This is a genomic window from Bacillus sp. GW823-FHT06A10 (assembly GCF_058795375.1).
The window spans coordinates 1,183,439-1,200,643 of sequence record NZ_JBXAHT010000001.1; the positions used below are offsets into that span (position 1 = coordinate 1,183,439).

19 protein-coding genes are annotated in these 17,205 nt (G+C 34.3%); 15 read left to right on the top strand and 4 right to left on the bottom strand.

From position 1 onward, the window contains the following. Positions 1-164 precede the first annotated feature (164 nt). Entirely contained in the window at positions 165-1,115 is a 951-nt protein-coding gene (locus AC1Q8M_RS06130; RefSeq protein WP_000613422.1) for a CobW family GTP-binding protein, read from the top strand. Positions 1,116-1,226: 111 nt separating this feature from the next. On the opposite strand, the gene AC1Q8M_RS06135 is transcribed toward AC1Q8M_RS06130, so the two are convergent. Beyond that, positions 1,227-1,697, bottom strand: a complete 471-nt coding sequence (locus AC1Q8M_RS06135) for a GNAT family N-acetyltransferase (RefSeq protein ID WP_065228698.1) — start codon at positions 1,695-1,697, stop codon at positions 1,227-1,229. Positions 1,698-1,835: 138 nt separating this feature from the next. After that, positions 1,836-2,786, bottom strand: a complete 951-nt coding sequence (locus tag AC1Q8M_RS06140; protein WP_071714398.1) for a metal ABC transporter substrate-binding protein — start codon at positions 2,784-2,786, stop codon at positions 1,836-1,838. 265 nt (positions 2,787-3,051) lie between these two features. On the opposite strand from AC1Q8M_RS06140, the gene AC1Q8M_RS06145 reads away from it, so the two are divergent. Beyond that, positions 3,052-3,201 (top strand): hypothetical protein, encoded by a 150-nt coding sequence (locus AC1Q8M_RS06145; RefSeq protein ID WP_000540932.1) that lies wholly within the window; start codon positions 3,052-3,054, stop codon positions 3,199-3,201. Between the two features lie 115 nt (positions 3,202-3,316). After that, complete coding sequence (locus AC1Q8M_RS06150) at positions 3,317-3,976, top strand: oxidoreductase (RefSeq protein ID WP_061661203.1); 660 nt, start codon at positions 3,317-3,319, stop codon at positions 3,974-3,976. 29 nt (positions 3,977-4,005) lie between these two features. Here AC1Q8M_RS06150 and namA read toward each other — a convergent pair whose 3' ends face one another. Next, entirely contained in the window at positions 4,006-5,043 is a 1,038-nt protein-coding gene (namA, locus tag AC1Q8M_RS06155; protein WP_071714397.1) for an NADPH dehydrogenase NamA, read from the bottom strand. 133 nt (positions 5,044-5,176) lie between these two features. Here namA and AC1Q8M_RS06160 point away from each other — a divergent pair, with 133 nt between their 5' ends. The 6 genes from AC1Q8M_RS06160 (at position 5,177) to AC1Q8M_RS06185 (ending at position 10,047) form a co-directional block, all read left to right on the top strand. Further along, complete coding sequence (locus tag AC1Q8M_RS06160) at positions 5,177-5,629, top strand: methylated-DNA--[protein]-cysteine S-methyltransferase (protein ID WP_000283912.1); 453 nt, start codon at positions 5,177-5,179, stop codon at positions 5,627-5,629. Between the two features lie 7 nt (positions 5,630-5,636). Next, entirely contained in the window at positions 5,637-6,587 is a 951-nt protein-coding gene (locus AC1Q8M_RS06165) for a DUF2628 domain-containing protein (RefSeq protein ID WP_075720181.1), read from the top strand. Positions 6,588-6,725: 138 nt separating this feature from the next. Beyond that, positions 6,726-8,387 carry a peptide ABC transporter substrate-binding protein gene (locus AC1Q8M_RS06170; RefSeq protein ID WP_000824276.1) on the top strand — a complete coding sequence of 554 codons (1,662 nt, stop codon included), beginning with the start codon at positions 6,726-6,728 and terminating at the stop codon, positions 8,385-8,387. Positions 8,388-8,446: 59 nt separating this feature from the next. Then, entirely contained in the window at positions 8,447-8,863 is a 417-nt protein-coding gene (fosB, locus tag AC1Q8M_RS06175; protein WP_000943771.1) for a FosBx1 family fosfomycin resistance bacillithiol transferase, read from the top strand. A 13-nt stretch (positions 8,864-8,876) separates the two neighbouring features. Continuing rightward, positions 8,877-9,422, top strand: a complete 546-nt coding sequence (locus tag AC1Q8M_RS06180) for a short-chain dehydrogenase (protein ID WP_000543126.1) — start codon at positions 8,877-8,879, stop codon at positions 9,420-9,422. A 13-nt stretch (positions 9,423-9,435) separates the two neighbouring features. After that, complete coding sequence (locus AC1Q8M_RS06185; protein ID WP_000858830.1) at positions 9,436-10,047, top strand: phosphoserine phosphatase 1; 612 nt, start codon at positions 9,436-9,438, stop codon at positions 10,045-10,047. A 45-nt stretch (positions 10,048-10,092) separates the two neighbouring features. On the opposite strand, the gene exsB is transcribed toward AC1Q8M_RS06185, so the two are convergent. After that, positions 10,093-10,671, bottom strand: a complete 579-nt coding sequence (gene exsB, locus AC1Q8M_RS06190) for an exosporium protein ExsB (RefSeq protein ID WP_000817500.1) — start codon at positions 10,669-10,671, stop codon at positions 10,093-10,095. Between the two features lie 181 nt (positions 10,672-10,852). On the opposite strand from exsB, the gene cotH reads away from it, so the two are divergent. The 6 genes from cotH (at position 10,853) to AC1Q8M_RS06220 (ending at position 17,205) form a co-directional block, all read left to right on the top strand. Then, entirely contained in the window at positions 10,853-11,929 is a 1,077-nt protein-coding gene (gene cotH / locus AC1Q8M_RS06195; protein WP_000937999.1) for a spore coat protein CotH, read from the top strand. Between the two features lie 104 nt (positions 11,930-12,033). Continuing rightward, on the top strand, positions 12,034-12,651 hold the full coding sequence (locus AC1Q8M_RS06200) for an NUDIX hydrolase N-terminal domain-containing protein (protein WP_000153584.1): 618 nt from the start codon (positions 12,034-12,036) through the stop codon (positions 12,649-12,651). 104 nt (positions 12,652-12,755) lie between these two features. Continuing rightward, positions 12,756-13,358 carry an undecaprenyl phosphate transporter UptA gene (gene uptA, locus AC1Q8M_RS06205; protein ID WP_000880691.1) on the top strand — a complete coding sequence of 201 codons (603 nt, stop codon included), beginning with the start codon at positions 12,756-12,758 and terminating at the stop codon, positions 13,356-13,358. A 97-nt stretch (positions 13,359-13,455) separates the two neighbouring features. Beyond that, positions 13,456-14,835: a putative polysaccharide biosynthesis protein gene (locus AC1Q8M_RS06210; protein WP_000678842.1), complete on the top strand. Its 1,380-nt coding sequence runs from the start codon at positions 13,456-13,458 to the stop codon at positions 14,833-14,835. A 333-nt stretch (positions 14,836-15,168) separates the two neighbouring features. Beyond that, a complete protein-coding gene (locus AC1Q8M_RS06215) occupies positions 15,169-16,110 on the top strand; it encodes a magnesium transporter CorA family protein (protein WP_000932389.1) in 942 nt (313 codons plus the stop codon). A 198-nt stretch (positions 16,111-16,308) separates the two neighbouring features. Next, positions 16,309-17,205 carry a permease gene (locus AC1Q8M_RS06220; protein WP_000418716.1) on the top strand — a complete coding sequence of 299 codons (897 nt, stop codon included), beginning with the start codon at positions 16,309-16,311 and terminating at the stop codon, positions 17,203-17,205.

Genomic DNA, 17,205 nt, shown 5'->3' on the forward strand with positions numbered 1-17,205 from the left:
TATAAGTACCCCCTTGATGAATAATAATGTTTTGAAAAGGCTTTCTTACTACATGTTATTATATAGTTAATTAGGTGTACAGACAATAAATATGTTTTGCTAAAAAAATGATTTTCTCTATATGATATAATATAGAAACATATAGCTATAAGGAGATGTAAGGAATGATTCCAGTAACAATATTAACTGGTTTTCTTGGATCAGGGAAAACGACTTTATTAAATCGTATTTTATCAGAAAATCACGGTAAGAAATTAGCGGTGATTGTAAATGAAATAGGACAAATTGGCATTGATAATCAGTTGATTATGAATGTGGAAGAAGAAATTATGGAAATGACAAACGGCTGTTTATGCTGTACTGTACGTGAAGATTTACTCGTTGCTTTAAAACAATTACTGGACGTAAAAGCAGAAGGGAAAATGGATTTTGATGGTTTAGTAATTGAAACGACTGGCCTTGCAAATCCAGGGCCGATTATTCAAACATTCTTTTTAGATCCAGTCATTCAATCTGCATACCAAATTAACGGTGTTGTAACAGTGGTAGATAGTTATCATATACATAAACATTTTGAAAAAGGATTAGAAGCAAAAGAGCAAATTGCGTTTGCTGATGTCGTTTTAGTAAATAAATTAGACTTAATTGAAGAGAATGAGAAAGAAAATCTCTTGCATGAAATTCAAGGAATTAACCCGACTGCAAAGTTAATTGAGGCGACTAACTGTGAGGTAGATATACCATCTTTATTACAAATCCAAACTTTTAAAACGAAAGATACGTTGCAAATTTACCCTCATAAAGAACATAATCACTTAGAAGGTGTGAAATCATTTGTATTACGTGAAGAACGTCCGCTGGATTTACAAAAGCTTAATGAGTGGATGTCAGCTGTCGTTCAAGAGCTAGGAGAATATTTATATCGTTACAAAGGAATTTTATCGATAGACGGAGTAGATAAACGTATCGTTTTCCAAGGTGTACATACGTTATTTGCCGCTTCGTACGATAGAGAGTGGCAAGAGGGCGAAGAGCGAGTAAGTGAAGTAGTTTTCATCGGAAGAGATATTAATAAAGAGTGGTTCCAAGAACATTTTGAAGAGTGTGTGAAATAAGTCTGCGTAAATTGCAGGCTTATTTTTATGAGCATTCTATTAGATTGCAAAACAGAATTAAATAAGGGAAAGAAACTAAAAATTGATACATGTATAATAAAAAGCCTGTTTTCACAGGCTTGTGTTTTCGTTTATTAGTAACTCCATTACAACACCTACAACTGGACCTTCATCATCAATATCACCATTTAATCGGAAACCAAATGATTCATACAGTCCCATTGCAAGTTTGTTGTCTGGATGTAAACTTAAGTAAATTATTTTGCATTCAAATTTTTCTTGTAAGAATTGAATGAGTAAGCGAAGGAAACGTTTTGCGTATCCTTTTCCTTGATATTGTTGGTCAATCATAAAGCGATCGAGCCATACACTTTTATGTTTTACTGAATACCATCCATACATTGCATAACCTACAAGTGTTTCTCCATCATATAAACCTACTGACGTTCCGTTTCCTTCATATAATGATTCTGCTAAAGAAAACGCGTTACTTTCAATAAATTGTTGCTGATCTTTTGCGACGTCTAAAGCAACTACTGAACGCCAATTTTTTGCTGTTACTTCACAAATGTGAAGATTCATAATTCCAACTCACCTTCTAAATTAATATAGCTTTAAAGCTAATATGGATAATTTTACTTGTTATTTTGGTCAAGTCAAGGATAAATACATAAAAAGGCAGCTGAATACTAGATTCAGCTGCCTAGAAAATATAATGGATTAGTTTGTTGCTTCTTTCAATGTGTTTACGTTTTCTTCCATTAAAGTGAAGTAATCTTTATTATTTTTTGCATCATCTTCAGAAACAGTAGCTAAGTGATTTAAGCGTAAAACTTTTGTACCAGTTTCTTTTTGAATAACAGATGCTACTTTTGGAGTAGAGAAAGTTTCGAATAAAATATATTTTAGATTATGTTCTTTTACTGTTTTTGTAATGTCAGCAAGCTGTTTTTGAGATGGTTCATCAGAAGCTGAAATTCCAGCGATAGGAATTTGTTTTAGGCCGTATCGTTGTTCCCAGTAACCATAGGCAGCATGAGAAACTAAAATTTCTTTCGTTTTTGCGTTCGCTACAGCTGCCTTAAATTGATCGTCTAAATCAGTAAATTTAGTTTGAAGTGCTGCGAAGTTTTTTTCGAATTCTTGTTTATGTTCAGGTTGTAATTCTACAAGTGCATTTTTAATTTTTTCTGCCTGTTTCATTGCTAGAGTAGGGTCTAACCAAATATGCGGGTCTTTATCGTGATGGTGTTCATCTTCTTTATGGCCATCTCCATGATCATGATGCTCTTCTTCAGTAGAAGCACGAAGCTCAATACCTTTAGATGCATTTACAATTTTAACATTTTCTTTTTGTAATGTTTTTTCCATTTTTTCAGCAAATGGTTCTAATTCAGCGCCGTTATAAACGAATAAATTGGCTTTTGCAACTTGTACTGTTTGTTTTTGACTTGGTTCAAATGTATGTGAATCTGCACCAGGTGGGTAAATTGCTTCAACATTTACATAGTTGCCACCGATTTTCTTTGCGAAATCAGCAAGTGGGAAAATCGTTGTATAAACTGTTAGCTTTCCATCTTTCTTGGCATTACTTTCTTTTTTATTTGAGCAGCCAGCGAAAATTAAGGTAAAAATAAGTAAGAATGAAAATATAGTCAATCTTTTAGGCATGAAGTTCTCCTCTTTTCTTTTTTACGGATATATTTTCCCCAATTATAGAAGAAAAATATCATTTTAATACAAAACGGAATAATTACGTTTTAGTTTGCGAACTTAGTATAATACATCTTTAATAAAGTTGCAATAAATAATAATCATTCCGATTTGTTTTTGTTATAAAGTTGTCAAATATAGGTGTATTATTTTTGCAAATGCATGCATATGTGACAACGCTGTTTTCATATATTGAAAAGGAGGTAAAGAGGGGGATGAGCGCTTGGGTTACTTAATGGAAGCTATTTTATTAATATTAGCGGTAGTATTGCCATTATCTTTCGTATTAATTTTTTTAAGAAGATTAATAAGTAATTTAGGGGACGCTACAACAATAACGAAATTACAAGAGAGAGATGAGAAAAAAGAGTGAGTAAAGCACTATGCGTACGCATAGTGTTTTACTTGTGGTAAAATAAGAGCAGGAAACTCCTAAAGGTTGTATTTTACTGAAGGAGAGAAAAGTAAAATAAGAGGTATATGCATATATGAATAAGCGAACAGCGTTAATACTTGGTGCAAGTGGTTTAGTTGGACAAGAGATAACGCGTCTATTACTTGAATCAGATTACTACGATTCGGTTACTATTTTTGTAAGAGAGCCAATGCAATTGCAACATGAGAAGTTACAGCAGAAACAAGTTGATTTTTCGATATTAGAGGAATATAAAGAGTTCTTTGCTGTGGATGATGTTTTTAGTTGCTTAGGAACAACAATAAAAAAAGCAAAAACAAAAGCAAATTTTAAAAAAGTAGATTATGAATATACGTTACGAGCTGCTTGTTTAGCTGAAAAACAAGGAGTACAAAATTTCCTTGTCGTGTCTTCTATGGGAGCGAATCCTAAATCATTTTTCTTTTATTCACAAGTGAAAGGAAAAATGGAAGAAGAATTGCAAAAGTTAGTGATCGGTGGTATTCACATTTTTAGACCATCATTATTAGTAGGAAATCGACAAGAATTTCGTTTCGGTGAACGAATGGCTGAAAAGTTATCTCGTATTATTCCTTTTATCTTTAAAGGAGCTTTCAAAAAGTATAAACCAATTTCAGCTAAAGATGTGGCGAAAGGGATGTATATAACCGCGCTGCGAGAGGAATCGGGTATCCATACTTATAATTCAAATGAAATTACAACGATAGAATAAATAAAACCGAGAAGAATGACTTCTCGGTTTTATTTATTCGTATGAATTTTTCCTGGTGCTCGCTTATATTGGTGAGGTTCTTGCAATTCAAAGCCAAGTTCATTGGCTGCTATTCTTGGGAAGTACGGATTGCGAAGTAACTCACGTCCGATAAAAATTAAATCTGCTTCGTTATTATTTAAAATTTGCTCTGCTTGTACTCCGGTCGTAATTAATCCAACTGCACCAGTTGCAATGTTAGCATGCTCTTTAATATGTTTAGCATATTGTACTTGATACCCAGGATAAACATCGATGCGTGCAGGGACAACAGCCCCAGAGCTACAATCAATTAAATCTACTCCTTGTTCTTTCATCCATTTTGTATACTGAACATAATCTTGAACTGTTAACCCGTCAGGATGATAATCATTTGCTGAAATACGGACAAATAACGGTCCGTTCCAAACTTCATTTATCGAGTCAATGATTTCGCGTAAGAAACGATAGCGGTTTTCAGGTGAACCACCATATTCATCAGTCCGCTTATTGGAAAGCGGAGAAAGAAATTCATTAATAAGATAACCGTGAGCACCGTGTATTTCAATAACATCAAATCCAGCTTGTTTTGATCGTACTGCAGCTTGCTGAAAAGCTAATACAGTATCTTTAATTTGGTGTTTGCTCATTTCTATTGGCATTTTCATTGTTTCATTAAATGGAATGGCTGAAGGAGCTAACGCATCTGTTTCTAATTCAGCTTTTCTTCCGGCGTGAGCGAGTTGAATGGCAGCTTTTGCACCGTTATCATGTATAAAAGTAGTCGTTTTATGTAAGCCTTCAATTAAGTTGTCATCCCAAATGCCCAAGTCTTTGTTAGAAATTCGTCCTTCAGCTAACACCGCAGTTGCTTCAACCATAACTAAACCTACTTGGCCAGCAGCGCGAGTTCCATAATGAATGAGATGAAAATTCGTAACGCTGCCATCCTCACTCCCTGATGAATACATACACATAGGCGACATAACGATACGATTTTTTAGTGTAACGTTCTTAATTGTATAAGGTGAAAAAAGCTTGGAATTCATCAAATAGCCTCCTTGATTGAATTTTCTTATATTTTACCATTCTCTTTTTTGTTTCTCTAATAAAACGCTTATACGAAAAATTTTGTATATTCGTGTTACAATGACTAATATGAACTGAATTGGAGGATGGCATATGTACCAGGCTTATTATGAAAGCGAAGTAGGTTTGCTTGAAATTACAGCGAATCAAGAAGGAATTACGTCTGTTATATTTGTTGATGAACGACAAGAAGAAAATAAAAATGAAATGATAGAACAATGTATAAATGAGTTAGATGAATATTTTAAAGGGAAAAGAAAAGAGTTTACGGTCCCGCTGTCTGCAGAGGGAACAGCATTTCAAAAAAATGTATGGGATGCACTTTATACTATTCCATACGGCGTAAGTGCTTCATATTTAGATATTGCAGAGAAAGTTGGAAATATAAAAGCTGTACGGGCAATAGGAGGGGCGAATAGTCGGAATCCAATTTCAATAATTGTTCCATGTCACCGTGTAATAGGAAAGAGTGGAAAGCTTGTTGGATATGCTGGTGGTTTATGGAGGAAAGAGTGGTTATTAAAACACGAAGGTATTTTGAAATGACGTATGGATGGGAAGAGGGATTGTTTTGAAATGTATAAATTGTGGGCAACCTTGCGAGGAGGAACAGTTAAATTGTGCAAGTTGTCAGCGAAACTTGGATAATGAACAAGATGAAGGTAGCTCGTTAATAGATAAAGAACTGGAAGTATATGTAGGGAGACAATATCCGTATTATCAAAGGAAATGGGAGCTTGAGAATAAGCGGATTGCTAGGTGGAGCTGGAATGGTTGGGCTGCTATTTTCAATATAGGCTGGCTAGGATATCGTAAATATTATATACCAGCTGCTTTATTTATGCTGTTATTAGTAGCTTGTGATGCATTTTCGTACTATATGGGATTTAATGTAGCGTTGCCAATCATTAATATGGTGCCTCTGACGTTTTTATTACTCATTTTTATTCTGTTTGGAATGGGGATTTTTGCAAATGGATTATACTATCAATTTGCGGAAAGACGTATATACCGAATAAAAGCAAGAGAAATAAAAGATAAATCAGTTGAAAACTATCTAATCAATGATAGCGGCGGAACGAGCAAAATGGGAGCGACAATTGTTACTATTTTAGCAGTTGCTAGCATATTTTTTAGTCATTTCTTTTTTCCGACTGATCGAGACGTTATTCAAAAGGTTCGTACAAGCTCGCTTTATGAATATCCTTTCTTTTCAATAGGTGAATCTTTCGAAAATTATTTTCAAAATTCAGGTTGGATATATTATCGTGGAACGGAAGGGTTAGAATTAGTAGAATTCCAAGGATATAACACCGGAACGCCAAGACAAAAGGTGAAGATTCAATTTGTTGTCGATTATAAATTAGGTGAAGTGGAACCATACTCACTTATGGTTAATGGTGAATCTAAAACTGAAGAAGAGTTTTTGAAGCTGATGGAAGAAATATTTAAAGTTCAAAATCCATTTGATATAGAGGATGGATTACAAGTAAATGCTATTTAAAAAAGCGGTTGGAAAGAAATTTCTAACCGCTTTTTTCTATGTTTGTAAAAATAAATATTTAAAATAATCAGAATCTTTTGTATAATAAAATATATTAAATAGGATTTAACTTATACATATAGATTGGGGGAAGGAAGAATGAAGAGAAAGACAACAACAATTGCTGCACTTGCATTGACGACGAGTGTATTGGTTGCGGGATGTGGGAATGGTGAGAAGGCTTCGACAACGAAGAAAGAATCGAATAAGGGAATGGCAGATAAACAAGTTTTAAATTTACTAGAAACAGCTGAAATTCCTTCAATGGATACATCTAAATCAACGGATTCTGTATCTTTCCGTGTATTTGTAAATGCAATGGAAGGTTTATATCGTCTAGATAAAGATAATAAACCAACACCAGGCATGGCAAAAGATGTGAAGATTAGTGAAGATAAAAAGACATATACATTTGAATTACGTGATGCGAAATGGTCAAATGGTGATCCAGTTCGAGCACAAGATTTTGTATATGCATGGCAACGTACATTAGATAAAGCATTAGCGGCAGAATATGCATTCATTTTATTTGATGTGAAAAATGCACAGAAAGTAAATAAAGGTGAATTACCAGCAGATCAATTGGGTGTTAAAGCGAAGGATGATAAAACGTTGGTAGTAGAATTAGAGCAACCAGCACCTTATTTTCTTGAGCTTACGTCGTTCCCTACATTTTTCCCATTAAATGAAAAATATGTGAAAGAGCAAGGAGATAAATACGGATTAGAAGCAGATAAATTATTATATAATGGACCATTTACAATGAGTCAATGGAAACATGAACAAAATTATCAGTTGAAGAAAAATCCTAATTATTGGGATAAAGATACTGTAAAATTAGACGAAATTAATGTAAGTATTGTGAAGGAAACAAGCACGGGAGTAAATTTATATGATAGTGATCAAGCAGATCGAGTTATTTTAACTTCTGAATTTGTTGATAAATATAAAAAGAATAAGCCAGATGAATTTAAAACGAAGTTAGATCCACGCATATATTTCTTGCGTTTTAACCAAAAAAATGCAACATTTAAAAACCAAAAAGTACGTGAAGCGATTGATTTAGCATACGATAAAAAAGGAATTGCTGATGTCATTTTAAATGACGGTTCATTGCCAGCATATTTCTTAGTACCTGAAAAATTCACGACAGGTCCGGATGGAAAAGATTTCCGCTCTGTAAATAAAAACTTCCGTGATAGTAAAGATAATGCAGAGAAAGCAAAAAAATTATGGGAAGAAGCGAAGAAAGAGCTTGGTCAAGATACAATTACAGTTGAATTACTAAACGATGATAACGGTAGCCGGAAAAAAGTGGGTGACTTTATTAAGGAAGAACTAGAGAAAAACTTGCCTGGTATTAAAGTGAATTTGAAACAGCAACCATACAAGCAAAAGCTAGATTTAGAAAAGAAATTCCAATATGAATTCTCATTATCTGCATGGAGCCCTGATTATCCGGATCCAATGACTTATATTGATATGTTTGTTACTGGAAGCTCATTTAATGAAATGGATTATTCTAATCCGAAGTATGATGATTTAGTAGCGAAATCAAAAGGAGAGCTATTAAAAGATGATAAAGCACGCTGGAATGCACTTGCGGAAGCTGAAAAAATCTTAATTGGTCAAGACGCAGCAATTTCTCCTACGTACCAACAAAGTACAGCTTATTTAGAGAAGCCATTTGTAAAAGGTATTGCTAATCATACGTTTGGCGGGGACTTCAGTTATAAATGGGCATATATTACAAAAAAATAGTATAATAAAAGATGAGTGAATTTTCGCTCATCTTTTATTTGTATAAGGAGGAATTATAGTTGTTAAGGGGAATCAATCATATTTGTTTTTCGGTATCTAATTTAGAAAACTCTATTATGTTTTATGAAAAAGTATTAGAAGGAGAATTATTAGTTAAAGGAAGAAAATTGGCTTATTTTAACATATGTGGAGTATGGATAGCGCTTAATGAAGAGACGCATATTCCGAGAAATGAGATTCATCAATCTTATACGCACATTGCATTTTCTGTTGAACGAGAAGACTTTGAATGTTTAATACAGCGATTAGAAGAAAATGATGTTCATATTTTACAAGGAAGAGAACGTGATATCAGAGATTGTGAATCTATATACTTTGTTGATCCTGACGGTCATAAATTTGAGTTTCACTCAGGGACACTGCAAGACCGTTTAAATTATTATAGGGATGAGAAACCTCATATGACATTTTATTAGGGAGGGATAGCATTTGCATGCACTTGTAATTGGTGGAACAGGAATGCTAAAGAAAGTTTCTATGTGGCTTTGTGAGAAAGGATTTTATGTTTCTATTATCGGGCGAGATGAAGTGAATTTAGAAAATGTTAAGCGAATGAGTTCTGCACCAGAAAATATTACATGCCTTTCGTTAGATTATCATAATGATGAAGATGTAAAGCTAGCTATTAAAAGTACAATTGAGAAAAATGGCCCGATCACATTAGTTGTTGCATGGGTACACACAAGTGCAAAGCATGCACTATCAAATATTTGTAAAGAACTAGATTTGTCGTCTAAAACATATAGTTTATTTCATATTTTAGGTAGTAAAGCATCACGTATGCCTGCACAAAAAATAGGAAGTACGCGATGTATTTATTATAGAATTATTTTAGGTTTTATTTTAGAAGATACATATGGAAGATGGCTTACGCATGAAGAGATAGCTGATGGAGTTATAAAAGGGATTGAAAGTAAACGAGCAGAGTGGATTGTAGGGAGAGTTGAACCGTGGGAATTACGACCAACATGGTGAGGGGGAGTAAGAAATGAAAACAACTATATATGTAACAAGGCATGGTGAAACAGAGTGGAATGTAGCGAAGCGAATGCAGGGACGAAAAAATTCTGCTTTAACTGAAAATGGTATAGTTCAGGCGAAACAATTAGGGAATCGAATGAAAGATTTACCAATCCATGCGATCTATAGTAGTCCGAGCGAAAGAACACTTCATACGGCAGAGTTAATAAAAGGGGAACGTGATATACCCATTATAGCGGATGAGCATTTCTATGAAATCAACATGGGTATATGGGAAGGACAAACAATCGCGGATATAGAAAAGCAATTTCCAGAAGAAGTACATCTATTTTGGAATGAGCCACATCTTTTTCAGTCAACATCAGGCGAAAATTTCGAGGCCGTTTATGAAAGAGTAATTGAAGGGATGCAGCTTCTTTTAGAGAGGCATAAAGGACAAAACATATTGATTGTTTCTCATGCGGCAGCAGCAAAATTACTTATAGGGCATTTCGCGGGAATGGAAATAGAAAATGTGTGGGATGATCCATTTATGCATAGTGCCAGTTTGAGCATAATAGAATTTGAAGAGGGTATTGGTAAAGTGAAACAATTTGCAGATATAAGTCACTTTCAATAAATGTAAAAAAGGCCGCAAAACGGCCTTTTTTGGGTGGTATAAAAACTAGCAGTTACGTTTTTTATACCAGAAGTGATCGAATTTCTTATTTTTGCAAGATGGGAATTTATGTCCGCCTTTGCAATCATTCCATTTGTGTCCGCTATCGTGACAGTCTTTACCATGATCACATGAATCATCGCAAGAGTGACCGTGTCTGTTAGGGAAGAATTCGCATTTTTTACAGAAACTTCGTTTTGTCCAGAAAAATTTCTTTTCAAAGCGTATGCATTTTGTAATGAATGTACAATGTTTTCTGCGAGTCCGTTTTGTAACTAAAACGCATTCTTTTCTACGCGTTACTTTCGTAACGAACGTCCATTTTTGAACACGTACACGAGTACATTTCGTAACAAATGTCCATTTTTTTACATGTGTACATTTTGTAACGAAAGTACAATGTTTCACGCGAGTACATCTTGTTCTTGGACATTTACCCCCAGTTGTACATTTACATCCAGTTGTACAATTATGATGAGTGAACTTATCATCATCGCATTCAAAAGTACTTGGATCTTGGTGTAAGAAATCCTCCATCCCAGCACTTTTGATTTCTTCGACAGCTTTTCTAATATCACGTTTCATAGAAATCCTCCTTATCATGTATTAAAGTGAAAAGGTATTCTTTTTCCTTAACATGATATGTATGTAGGCATCTTTCTGAACAGGACAAGAGTGTAATTTTATATAAATAGATGATTGCGGATGTATGGACAAGACAAGGCGCATACATTGAATGAAGAGAACTGAGAAGGGATGAGAAAACATGCTGCCTTCATATGATTTTTTTGTTCATCCAATGTACTTAGTGGAATTGAAAAAGGACATTTGGTCAGATAGTCCAGTGCCAGCAAAATTAACTTATGGAAAAAAGAAGTATGACATTGATATCGTATACCGTGGGGCTCATATTCGCGAATTTGAGAAAAAGTCTTATCATGTTATGTTTTATAAGCCTAAAAAATTTCAAGGTGCGAAAGAGTTTCATTTAAATTCGGAGTTTATGGATCCGTCTCTCATACGAAATAAATTATCTTTAGATTTTTTTCATGATATTGGTGTACTTTCGCCAAAATCACAACATGTATTTATAAAAATTAATGGTCAAATTCAAGGTGTGTATTTACAGTTAGAATCGGTTGATGAAAATTTTTTGAAAAATAGAGGATTACCGAGTGGTTCTATTTATTATGCGATAGATGATGATGCGAATTTTTCATTAATGAGTGAACGAGATAAAGATGTTAAGACAGAGCTCTTTGCGGGTTATGAATTTAAATATTCGAATAAAAATAGTGAAGAACAACTGAGTGAATTTGTATTTCAAGCGAATACTTTGACGAGGGAAGCCTATGAAAAAGAGATTGGGAAGTTTCTACATGTCGATAAATATTTAAGATGGTTAGCAGGAGTTATTTTTACACAAAACTTTGATGGTTTCGTTCATAACTACGCACTATATCATAACGATGAAACAAATTTATTTGAAGTTATACCGTGGGATTATGATGCGACTTGGGGGCGAGATGTACAAGGAAGACCACTCAATCATGAATATATTCGCATTCAAGGGTATAATACGTTAAGTGCAAGATTGCTAGACATACCTGTATTTAGAAAGCAGTATCGAAGTATTTTAGAAGAAATATTAGAAGATCAATTTACAGTTTCGTTTATGAGGCCGAAAGTAGAAGGGTTGTGTGAATTGATTCGTCCATATTTACTACAAGATCCATACATGAAAGAAAAATTAGAAACATTTGATCAAGAGGCTGATATGATTTATGAATATATAAATAAGAGAAGAAAGTATATACAAGACCACTTACATGAATTGGATTAATTTTGAAAGAGATTGAAACGTTATCAATCTCTTTTTTTTGTATAATAAAGATGTATCAATAAAAATGAAGTAATATATTTGATAGAGAATGGGGATGCGGATATATGACGATTAAATGGATTGATTGGGTAAAACAAATACAATCTATAGCTCAAGCGGGTTTAACGTATTCTAAGGATGTGTATGATATTGAGCGTTTCCAGCAATTACGAGATATTTCTATTTCAATGATGTCACATTACACGAAAACAGATTGGGAAGTCGTAGAGAAATTATTTGCAAGTGAGACAGGCTATCAAACACCTAAAGTTGATATAAGAGCGGTTGTTTTTCAAAATGAAAAGTTATTATTTGTGAAAGAAAAAAGCGATGGGAAATGGGCATTGCCAGGTGGATGGGCTGATGTCGGTTATACGCCAACCGAAGTTGCAGCAAAAGAAGTTTTCGAAGAGACTGGTTATGAGGTAGATCATTTTAAGTTACTAGCTATATTTGATAAAGAAAAACATCAACCATCTCCATCGGCGACGCATGTATATAAGATTTTCATTGGATGCGAGATTATTGGTGGAGAAAAGAAAACTAGTATTGAAACAGAAGAGGTGGAGTTTTTTGGTGAAAATGAATTGCCTAATTTATCAATTGCTAGAAATACAGAAGACCAAATTAAAGAAATGTTTGCCTACATGAAAGACCCGCAGAAAGAGAAATTAATAGATTAATCCTGCTTGAATTGTACATATTGTTAAAATGAAGATATTGGCAGATTGCAGCCTTTATGTAATAATGGGATGGTATGTGAAGAAAAAAGGAGATAAAAAAGAACATGTTAGCAAACATAATAGATCAGTTATTGCAATTTTTTGCAAGCTTAGGTTACTTTGGAGTAGCTCTTGCTTTAATGATTGAAGTAATCCCAAGTGAAATTGTACTTTCGTATGCTGGCTTTTTAGTAGCGAATGGTAAAATTAGTTTTGTTGGTGCAGTTATCGCCGGAACGATTGGTGGTACTTTAGCACAAATCTTTTTATACTGGCTTGGATACTACGGAGGGCGTCCGGTTGTAGAGAAATACGGGAAATATCTACTTATTAATAAACATCATTTAGACATAGCAGAAGGTTGGTTTAAACGTTATGGAGCAGGCGTAATATTTTCTGCGCGCTTTATACCAGTAGTACGTCATGCGATCTCTATTCCAGCAGGACTAGCTAAGATGCCATTAAAACTATTTACACTTTATACGGTTGTAGCGATCATTCCGTGGTCAATTCTATTTATATACTTAGGTGAAAAACTTGGTGGGAATTGGCGACAAATTAAAGAGTATGCATCTGATTACACACATTACATAATTATAGGAGCTGTTCTTTTTATTGCTCTATACTTTGGTTTAAAGTATTTCAAAAAGAAAAAAGCTGCGCGTTAAAGTCAATGATTTTTCATTGGCTTTTTTATTTGTTTCCGGTTCTAAAAAAAAGGAGTTGTCCATAATGTGTAATAATAAAGCGTAGCGGAGGAATGTGATGAAAGGGTCACCGTTTATACGTGGAACTATATTTTTAACGATGGCAACGATGATATCAAAAATGTTAGGATTTATATATGTTATACCATTTACAGCAATGGTCGGTACGAGTGGGTATGTTTTATACACGTATGCATATCGTCCCTATACCATTATGCTCAGCATTGCGACAATGGGATTACCACTTGCAGTTTCAAAAATGGTATCAAAATATGATCAACTGAATGATTATCATACGGTTAAGAGAGTGTTGAAAAGTGGAATCGTGTTTATGTTTATAATGGGAGTCATTTCGTGTTTTACGTTATATATGCTAGCTCCGCATTTAGCTAAGCTTGTCATCGATGGGAATGATCAAACGGGGAATAGTGTAGGAGCGGTTACTACTAATATTCGAATTGTAAGTTTTGCGTTAATACTTGTGCCAGTAATGAGTTTATTAAGGGGCTTCTTTCAAGGATTCCAATCGATGGGGCCTTCTGCATTAAGTGTCGTTGTAGAGCAATTTTTTCGGGTTTTAACCATTTTAATAGGAAGCTTTGTCGTTTTATATATTTTAAAAGCATCTGTCTCGCTAGCAGTTGGTATTTCAACATTTGGTGCCTTTATGGGAGCGGTAGGTGGATTAACTGTTTTAAGTGCGTATTATATGAGAAGGAGAAGGCACTTAAAGAAAAAAGAAATGGCAAGTATACCACAAACAACGAAATCTTTTTTCTCGCTTTATAAGGAGCTCTTTACATATTCTATTCCTTTTGTTGTGGTGGGCTTAGCAATTCCGTTGTATCAGACGATTGATACATTTACAATTAATAAACTACTTATACAAATAGGGTATATGCAAGGAGAAGCGGAAAAAATTAATGCGATAATTGGTCTTGTTCAAATGGTTGTGCTTATCCCGGTATCCGTTGCGACAGCTTTTAGTATGTCTCTCGTACCAGAGATGACGAAAGCTTACACAGCAGGAAATACGAAGCTATTGTACAAACATTTTACGAGAACAAATGTATTAGTAGTAGCGATTACGGTACCGGCGGCAATTGGAATGATGGTGTTAGCCAAGCCTGTATATACTCTTTTATTCGGTGCTGGAAATGATCCAGAGATGGGGAGAATCATTTTACAGTATTATGCTCCTGCTTGCATATTATTTTCTCTTTTTACAGTAACGGCTGCTATGCTACAAGGAATCAATCAACAGCAGAAGACGGTGCTAGGACTAGTGATTGGAATTATTGTGAAGATAGTTTTAAATATTGTATTGCTTCCGTATTTCGATTATGTAAGTTTTATCATTTCAACATACGCTGGCTATACGATTTCAGTCGGTTTTAACTTGTGGATGCTTTCTAAATATGTTATAAAGGCAACATAAGCTTTTAAGGCAGAGAGCACTCTGTCTTTTTCTATGTTTATCCCGCTTTAACGGGCAGTGAGACCCTCACCTCAAAATTCAGCGAAAGAAAAGAAGTTTGGTTGGGGGCGGGTAGCCTGTAAAAGCCCGATTTGTGAGGGCTAATAATCAGTGGGGGATGAAGCCACCCACTGATTAAAGTTCCACTTTATAATATTATTCCTATAAAAACGTTTTCAAAATAATTTTTCTATTGAAATTTAAACGTATGTTTCATATGCTGAGAATGGCGGTTTAAAAACTGTGATTTAAGAGAGGTAGATTCCTACATGTAAAAAGAATCGGGGTGATAGTATGTTAAATATATATTTAACAGACCGAAACGGAAAACTACAAGAGATTGAGGAAATGCAAAAGGGGTGCTGGATTAATGTACTTCATCCAACAGAAGAAGAAATTCAATATCTAGTACAAACTTTAAATGTAGACTTAGATTTCATTAAAGACCCTTTGGATGATGAAGAACGCTCTCGTATTGAAAAGGAAGACAATAATACTTTAATTATCGTGGATATTCCGACAGTTAGACATGACGAAGAAGGAAATTCGATTTATGACACGATTCCAATAGGTATGATTGTGATGCCGGATTGTTTTGTTACAATCTGCTTAGAAGAGAATCCAATTTTTGAACGTTTTATTAATCAACGTATTAAAGAATTTTATACGTTTAAAAAGACGCGCTTTGCACTTCAACTCTTATATACGATTTCTACTTATTATTTAAGATACTTAAAGCAAATAAATCGAAAAACAATTGATTTAGAGCATCAATTAAATCAGTCAATGAAAAATAAAGAGATTTTCACATTATTAGGCCTTGAGAAAAGTTTAGTATACTTTACAACGTCATTAAAGGCTAATAAAATTGTAATTCAAAAGTTAATGCGTAATAGTACATTTTTAAAAATGTATGAAGACGATCAAGATTTATTAGAAGATGTATTAATTGAAAATAAACAGGCTATTGAAATGGCGGAAATATATAGTCACATTTTAAGTGGAATGATGAATACTTTTAGCTCCGTTATATCAAATAATTTAAATAGTGTTATGAAACTGTTAACGTCAATTACGATCATTTTATCTTTACCGACGATGGTTTCTAGTTTCTTTGGAATGAACGTAAAGGTTCCGTTTGAAGGGGAAGCCCACGGTTTTGTAATTGTACTCATCATATGTGTAACACTATCTTTCACGTTAGCTTTTGTTTTTTGGAAGAAACGTTACTTTTAACGATAAGAAAGCTGCTCTAGCATAGTTATATAACTACGCTAGAGCAGCTTTTTTGCTATGAAATCTCAAATTTTGAATAGAATATAACTTGTACAATGTAATGTATATAAAGGGTATGTATGCCATATAAACCTTGTCCAATTAATGAAATGGGGTTAAAATTACATATTGTTAATGAAAAGTTGGAGGAAATACATCATGGAATTGTTTCAATTACCGAAAGCATTCCTGCAAATGAATACAATTTTTATCTCCATATTGATCGAAGCACTTCCGTTTGTGCTAATTGGTGTATTTATTTCAGGATTCATTCAAATGTTCGTGACAGAAGATATGGTGGCTAAATGGATGCCGAAGAACCGATTTCTGTCTGTTTTATTAGCTACTTTTTTAGGCATGTTGTTTCCAGGTTGTGAATGTGGAATTGTTCCGATTGTAAGACGATTAATCGGAAAAGGCGTTCCACCATATGCAGGGATTGCATTTATGTTAACTGGTCCAATTATTAATCCAGTTGTTTTATTTGCAACATACGTTGCCTTTGGGAGTAGTATGCACATGGTATGGTATCGTTCTATTGTAGCGATTATCGTAGCCATTATCGTTGGAATTATATTATCCTTTATGTTTAAAGAACATCAATTAAGAGATGATCACTTCCCAGAAGTGAATAATAAGCGTCCACTGCGTAAAAAAATGTGGGATGTATGTACACACGCTGTTGAGGAATTCTTCTCAATGGGAAAATATTTAGTACTAGGTGCGTTAATTGCAGCAGCGGTACAAACGTTTGTACAAACTTCAACACTTCTTGCTATTGGACAAGGTCCGTTTTCTTCATCAGCTGTTATGATGGGACTTGCTTATATATTATCACTTTGTTCAGAGGCAGATGCATTTATCGCTTCTTCGTTCCAAAGTACGTTTTCAACAGCTTCACTTGTCGCGTTCCTCGTTTACGGACCGATGGTGGATATTAAAAATATGTTTATGATGCTTGCGACATTTAAAACTAAATTTGTAATTGTTGTTATAGTTACAGTTACTCTTGTTGTTTATGCAAGCTCACTACTCATTTATGCGATGGGGTGGTAG

Coding starts and splice junctions, on each gene's coding strand:
- AC1Q8M_RS06200 (WP_000153584.1), top strand. CDS start 12,034: ATGACGATTAAATGGATTGATTGGGTAAAACAAATACAATCTATAGCT.
- AC1Q8M_RS06140 (WP_071714398.1), bottom strand. CDS start 2,786: ATGCCTAAAAGATTGACTATATTTTCATTCTTACTTATTTTTACCTTA.
- AC1Q8M_RS06165 (WP_075720181.1), top strand. CDS start 5,637: ATGGGAAGAGGGATTGTTTTGAAATGTATAAATTGTGGGCAACCTTGC.
- uptA (WP_000880691.1), top strand. CDS start 12,756: ATGTTAGCAAACATAATAGATCAGTTATTGCAATTTTTTGCAAGCTTA.
- AC1Q8M_RS06135 (WP_065228698.1), bottom strand. CDS start 1,697: ATGAATCTTCACATTTGTGAAGTAACAGCAAAAAATTGGCGTTCAGTA.
- AC1Q8M_RS06185 (WP_000858830.1), top strand. CDS start 9,436: ATGAAAACAACTATATATGTAACAAGGCATGGTGAAACAGAGTGGAAT.
- AC1Q8M_RS06170 (WP_000824276.1), top strand. CDS start 6,726: ATGAAGAGAAAGACAACAACAATTGCTGCACTTGCATTGACGACGAGT.
- AC1Q8M_RS06130 (WP_000613422.1), top strand. CDS start 165: ATGATTCCAGTAACAATATTAACTGGTTTTCTTGGATCAGGGAAAACG.
- exsB (WP_000817500.1), bottom strand. CDS start 10,671: ATGAAACGTGATATTAGAAAAGCTGTCGAAGAAATCAAAAGTGCTGGG.
- cotH (WP_000937999.1), top strand. CDS start 10,853: ATGCTGCCTTCATATGATTTTTTTGTTCATCCAATGTACTTAGTGGAA.
- namA (WP_071714397.1), bottom strand. CDS start 5,043: ATGAATTCCAAGCTTTTTTCACCTTATACAATTAAGAACGTTACACTA.
- AC1Q8M_RS06220 (WP_000418716.1), top strand. CDS start 16,309: ATGGAATTGTTTCAATTACCGAAAGCATTCCTGCAAATGAATACAATT.
- AC1Q8M_RS06150 (WP_061661203.1), top strand. CDS start 3,317: ATGAATAAGCGAACAGCGTTAATACTTGGTGCAAGTGGTTTAGTTGGA.
- AC1Q8M_RS06160 (WP_000283912.1), top strand. CDS start 5,177: ATGTACCAGGCTTATTATGAAAGCGAAGTAGGTTTGCTTGAAATTACA.
- AC1Q8M_RS06210 (WP_000678842.1), top strand. CDS start 13,456: ATGAAAGGGTCACCGTTTATACGTGGAACTATATTTTTAACGATGGCA.
- AC1Q8M_RS06215 (WP_000932389.1), top strand. CDS start 15,169: ATGTTAAATATATATTTAACAGACCGAAACGGAAAACTACAAGAGATT.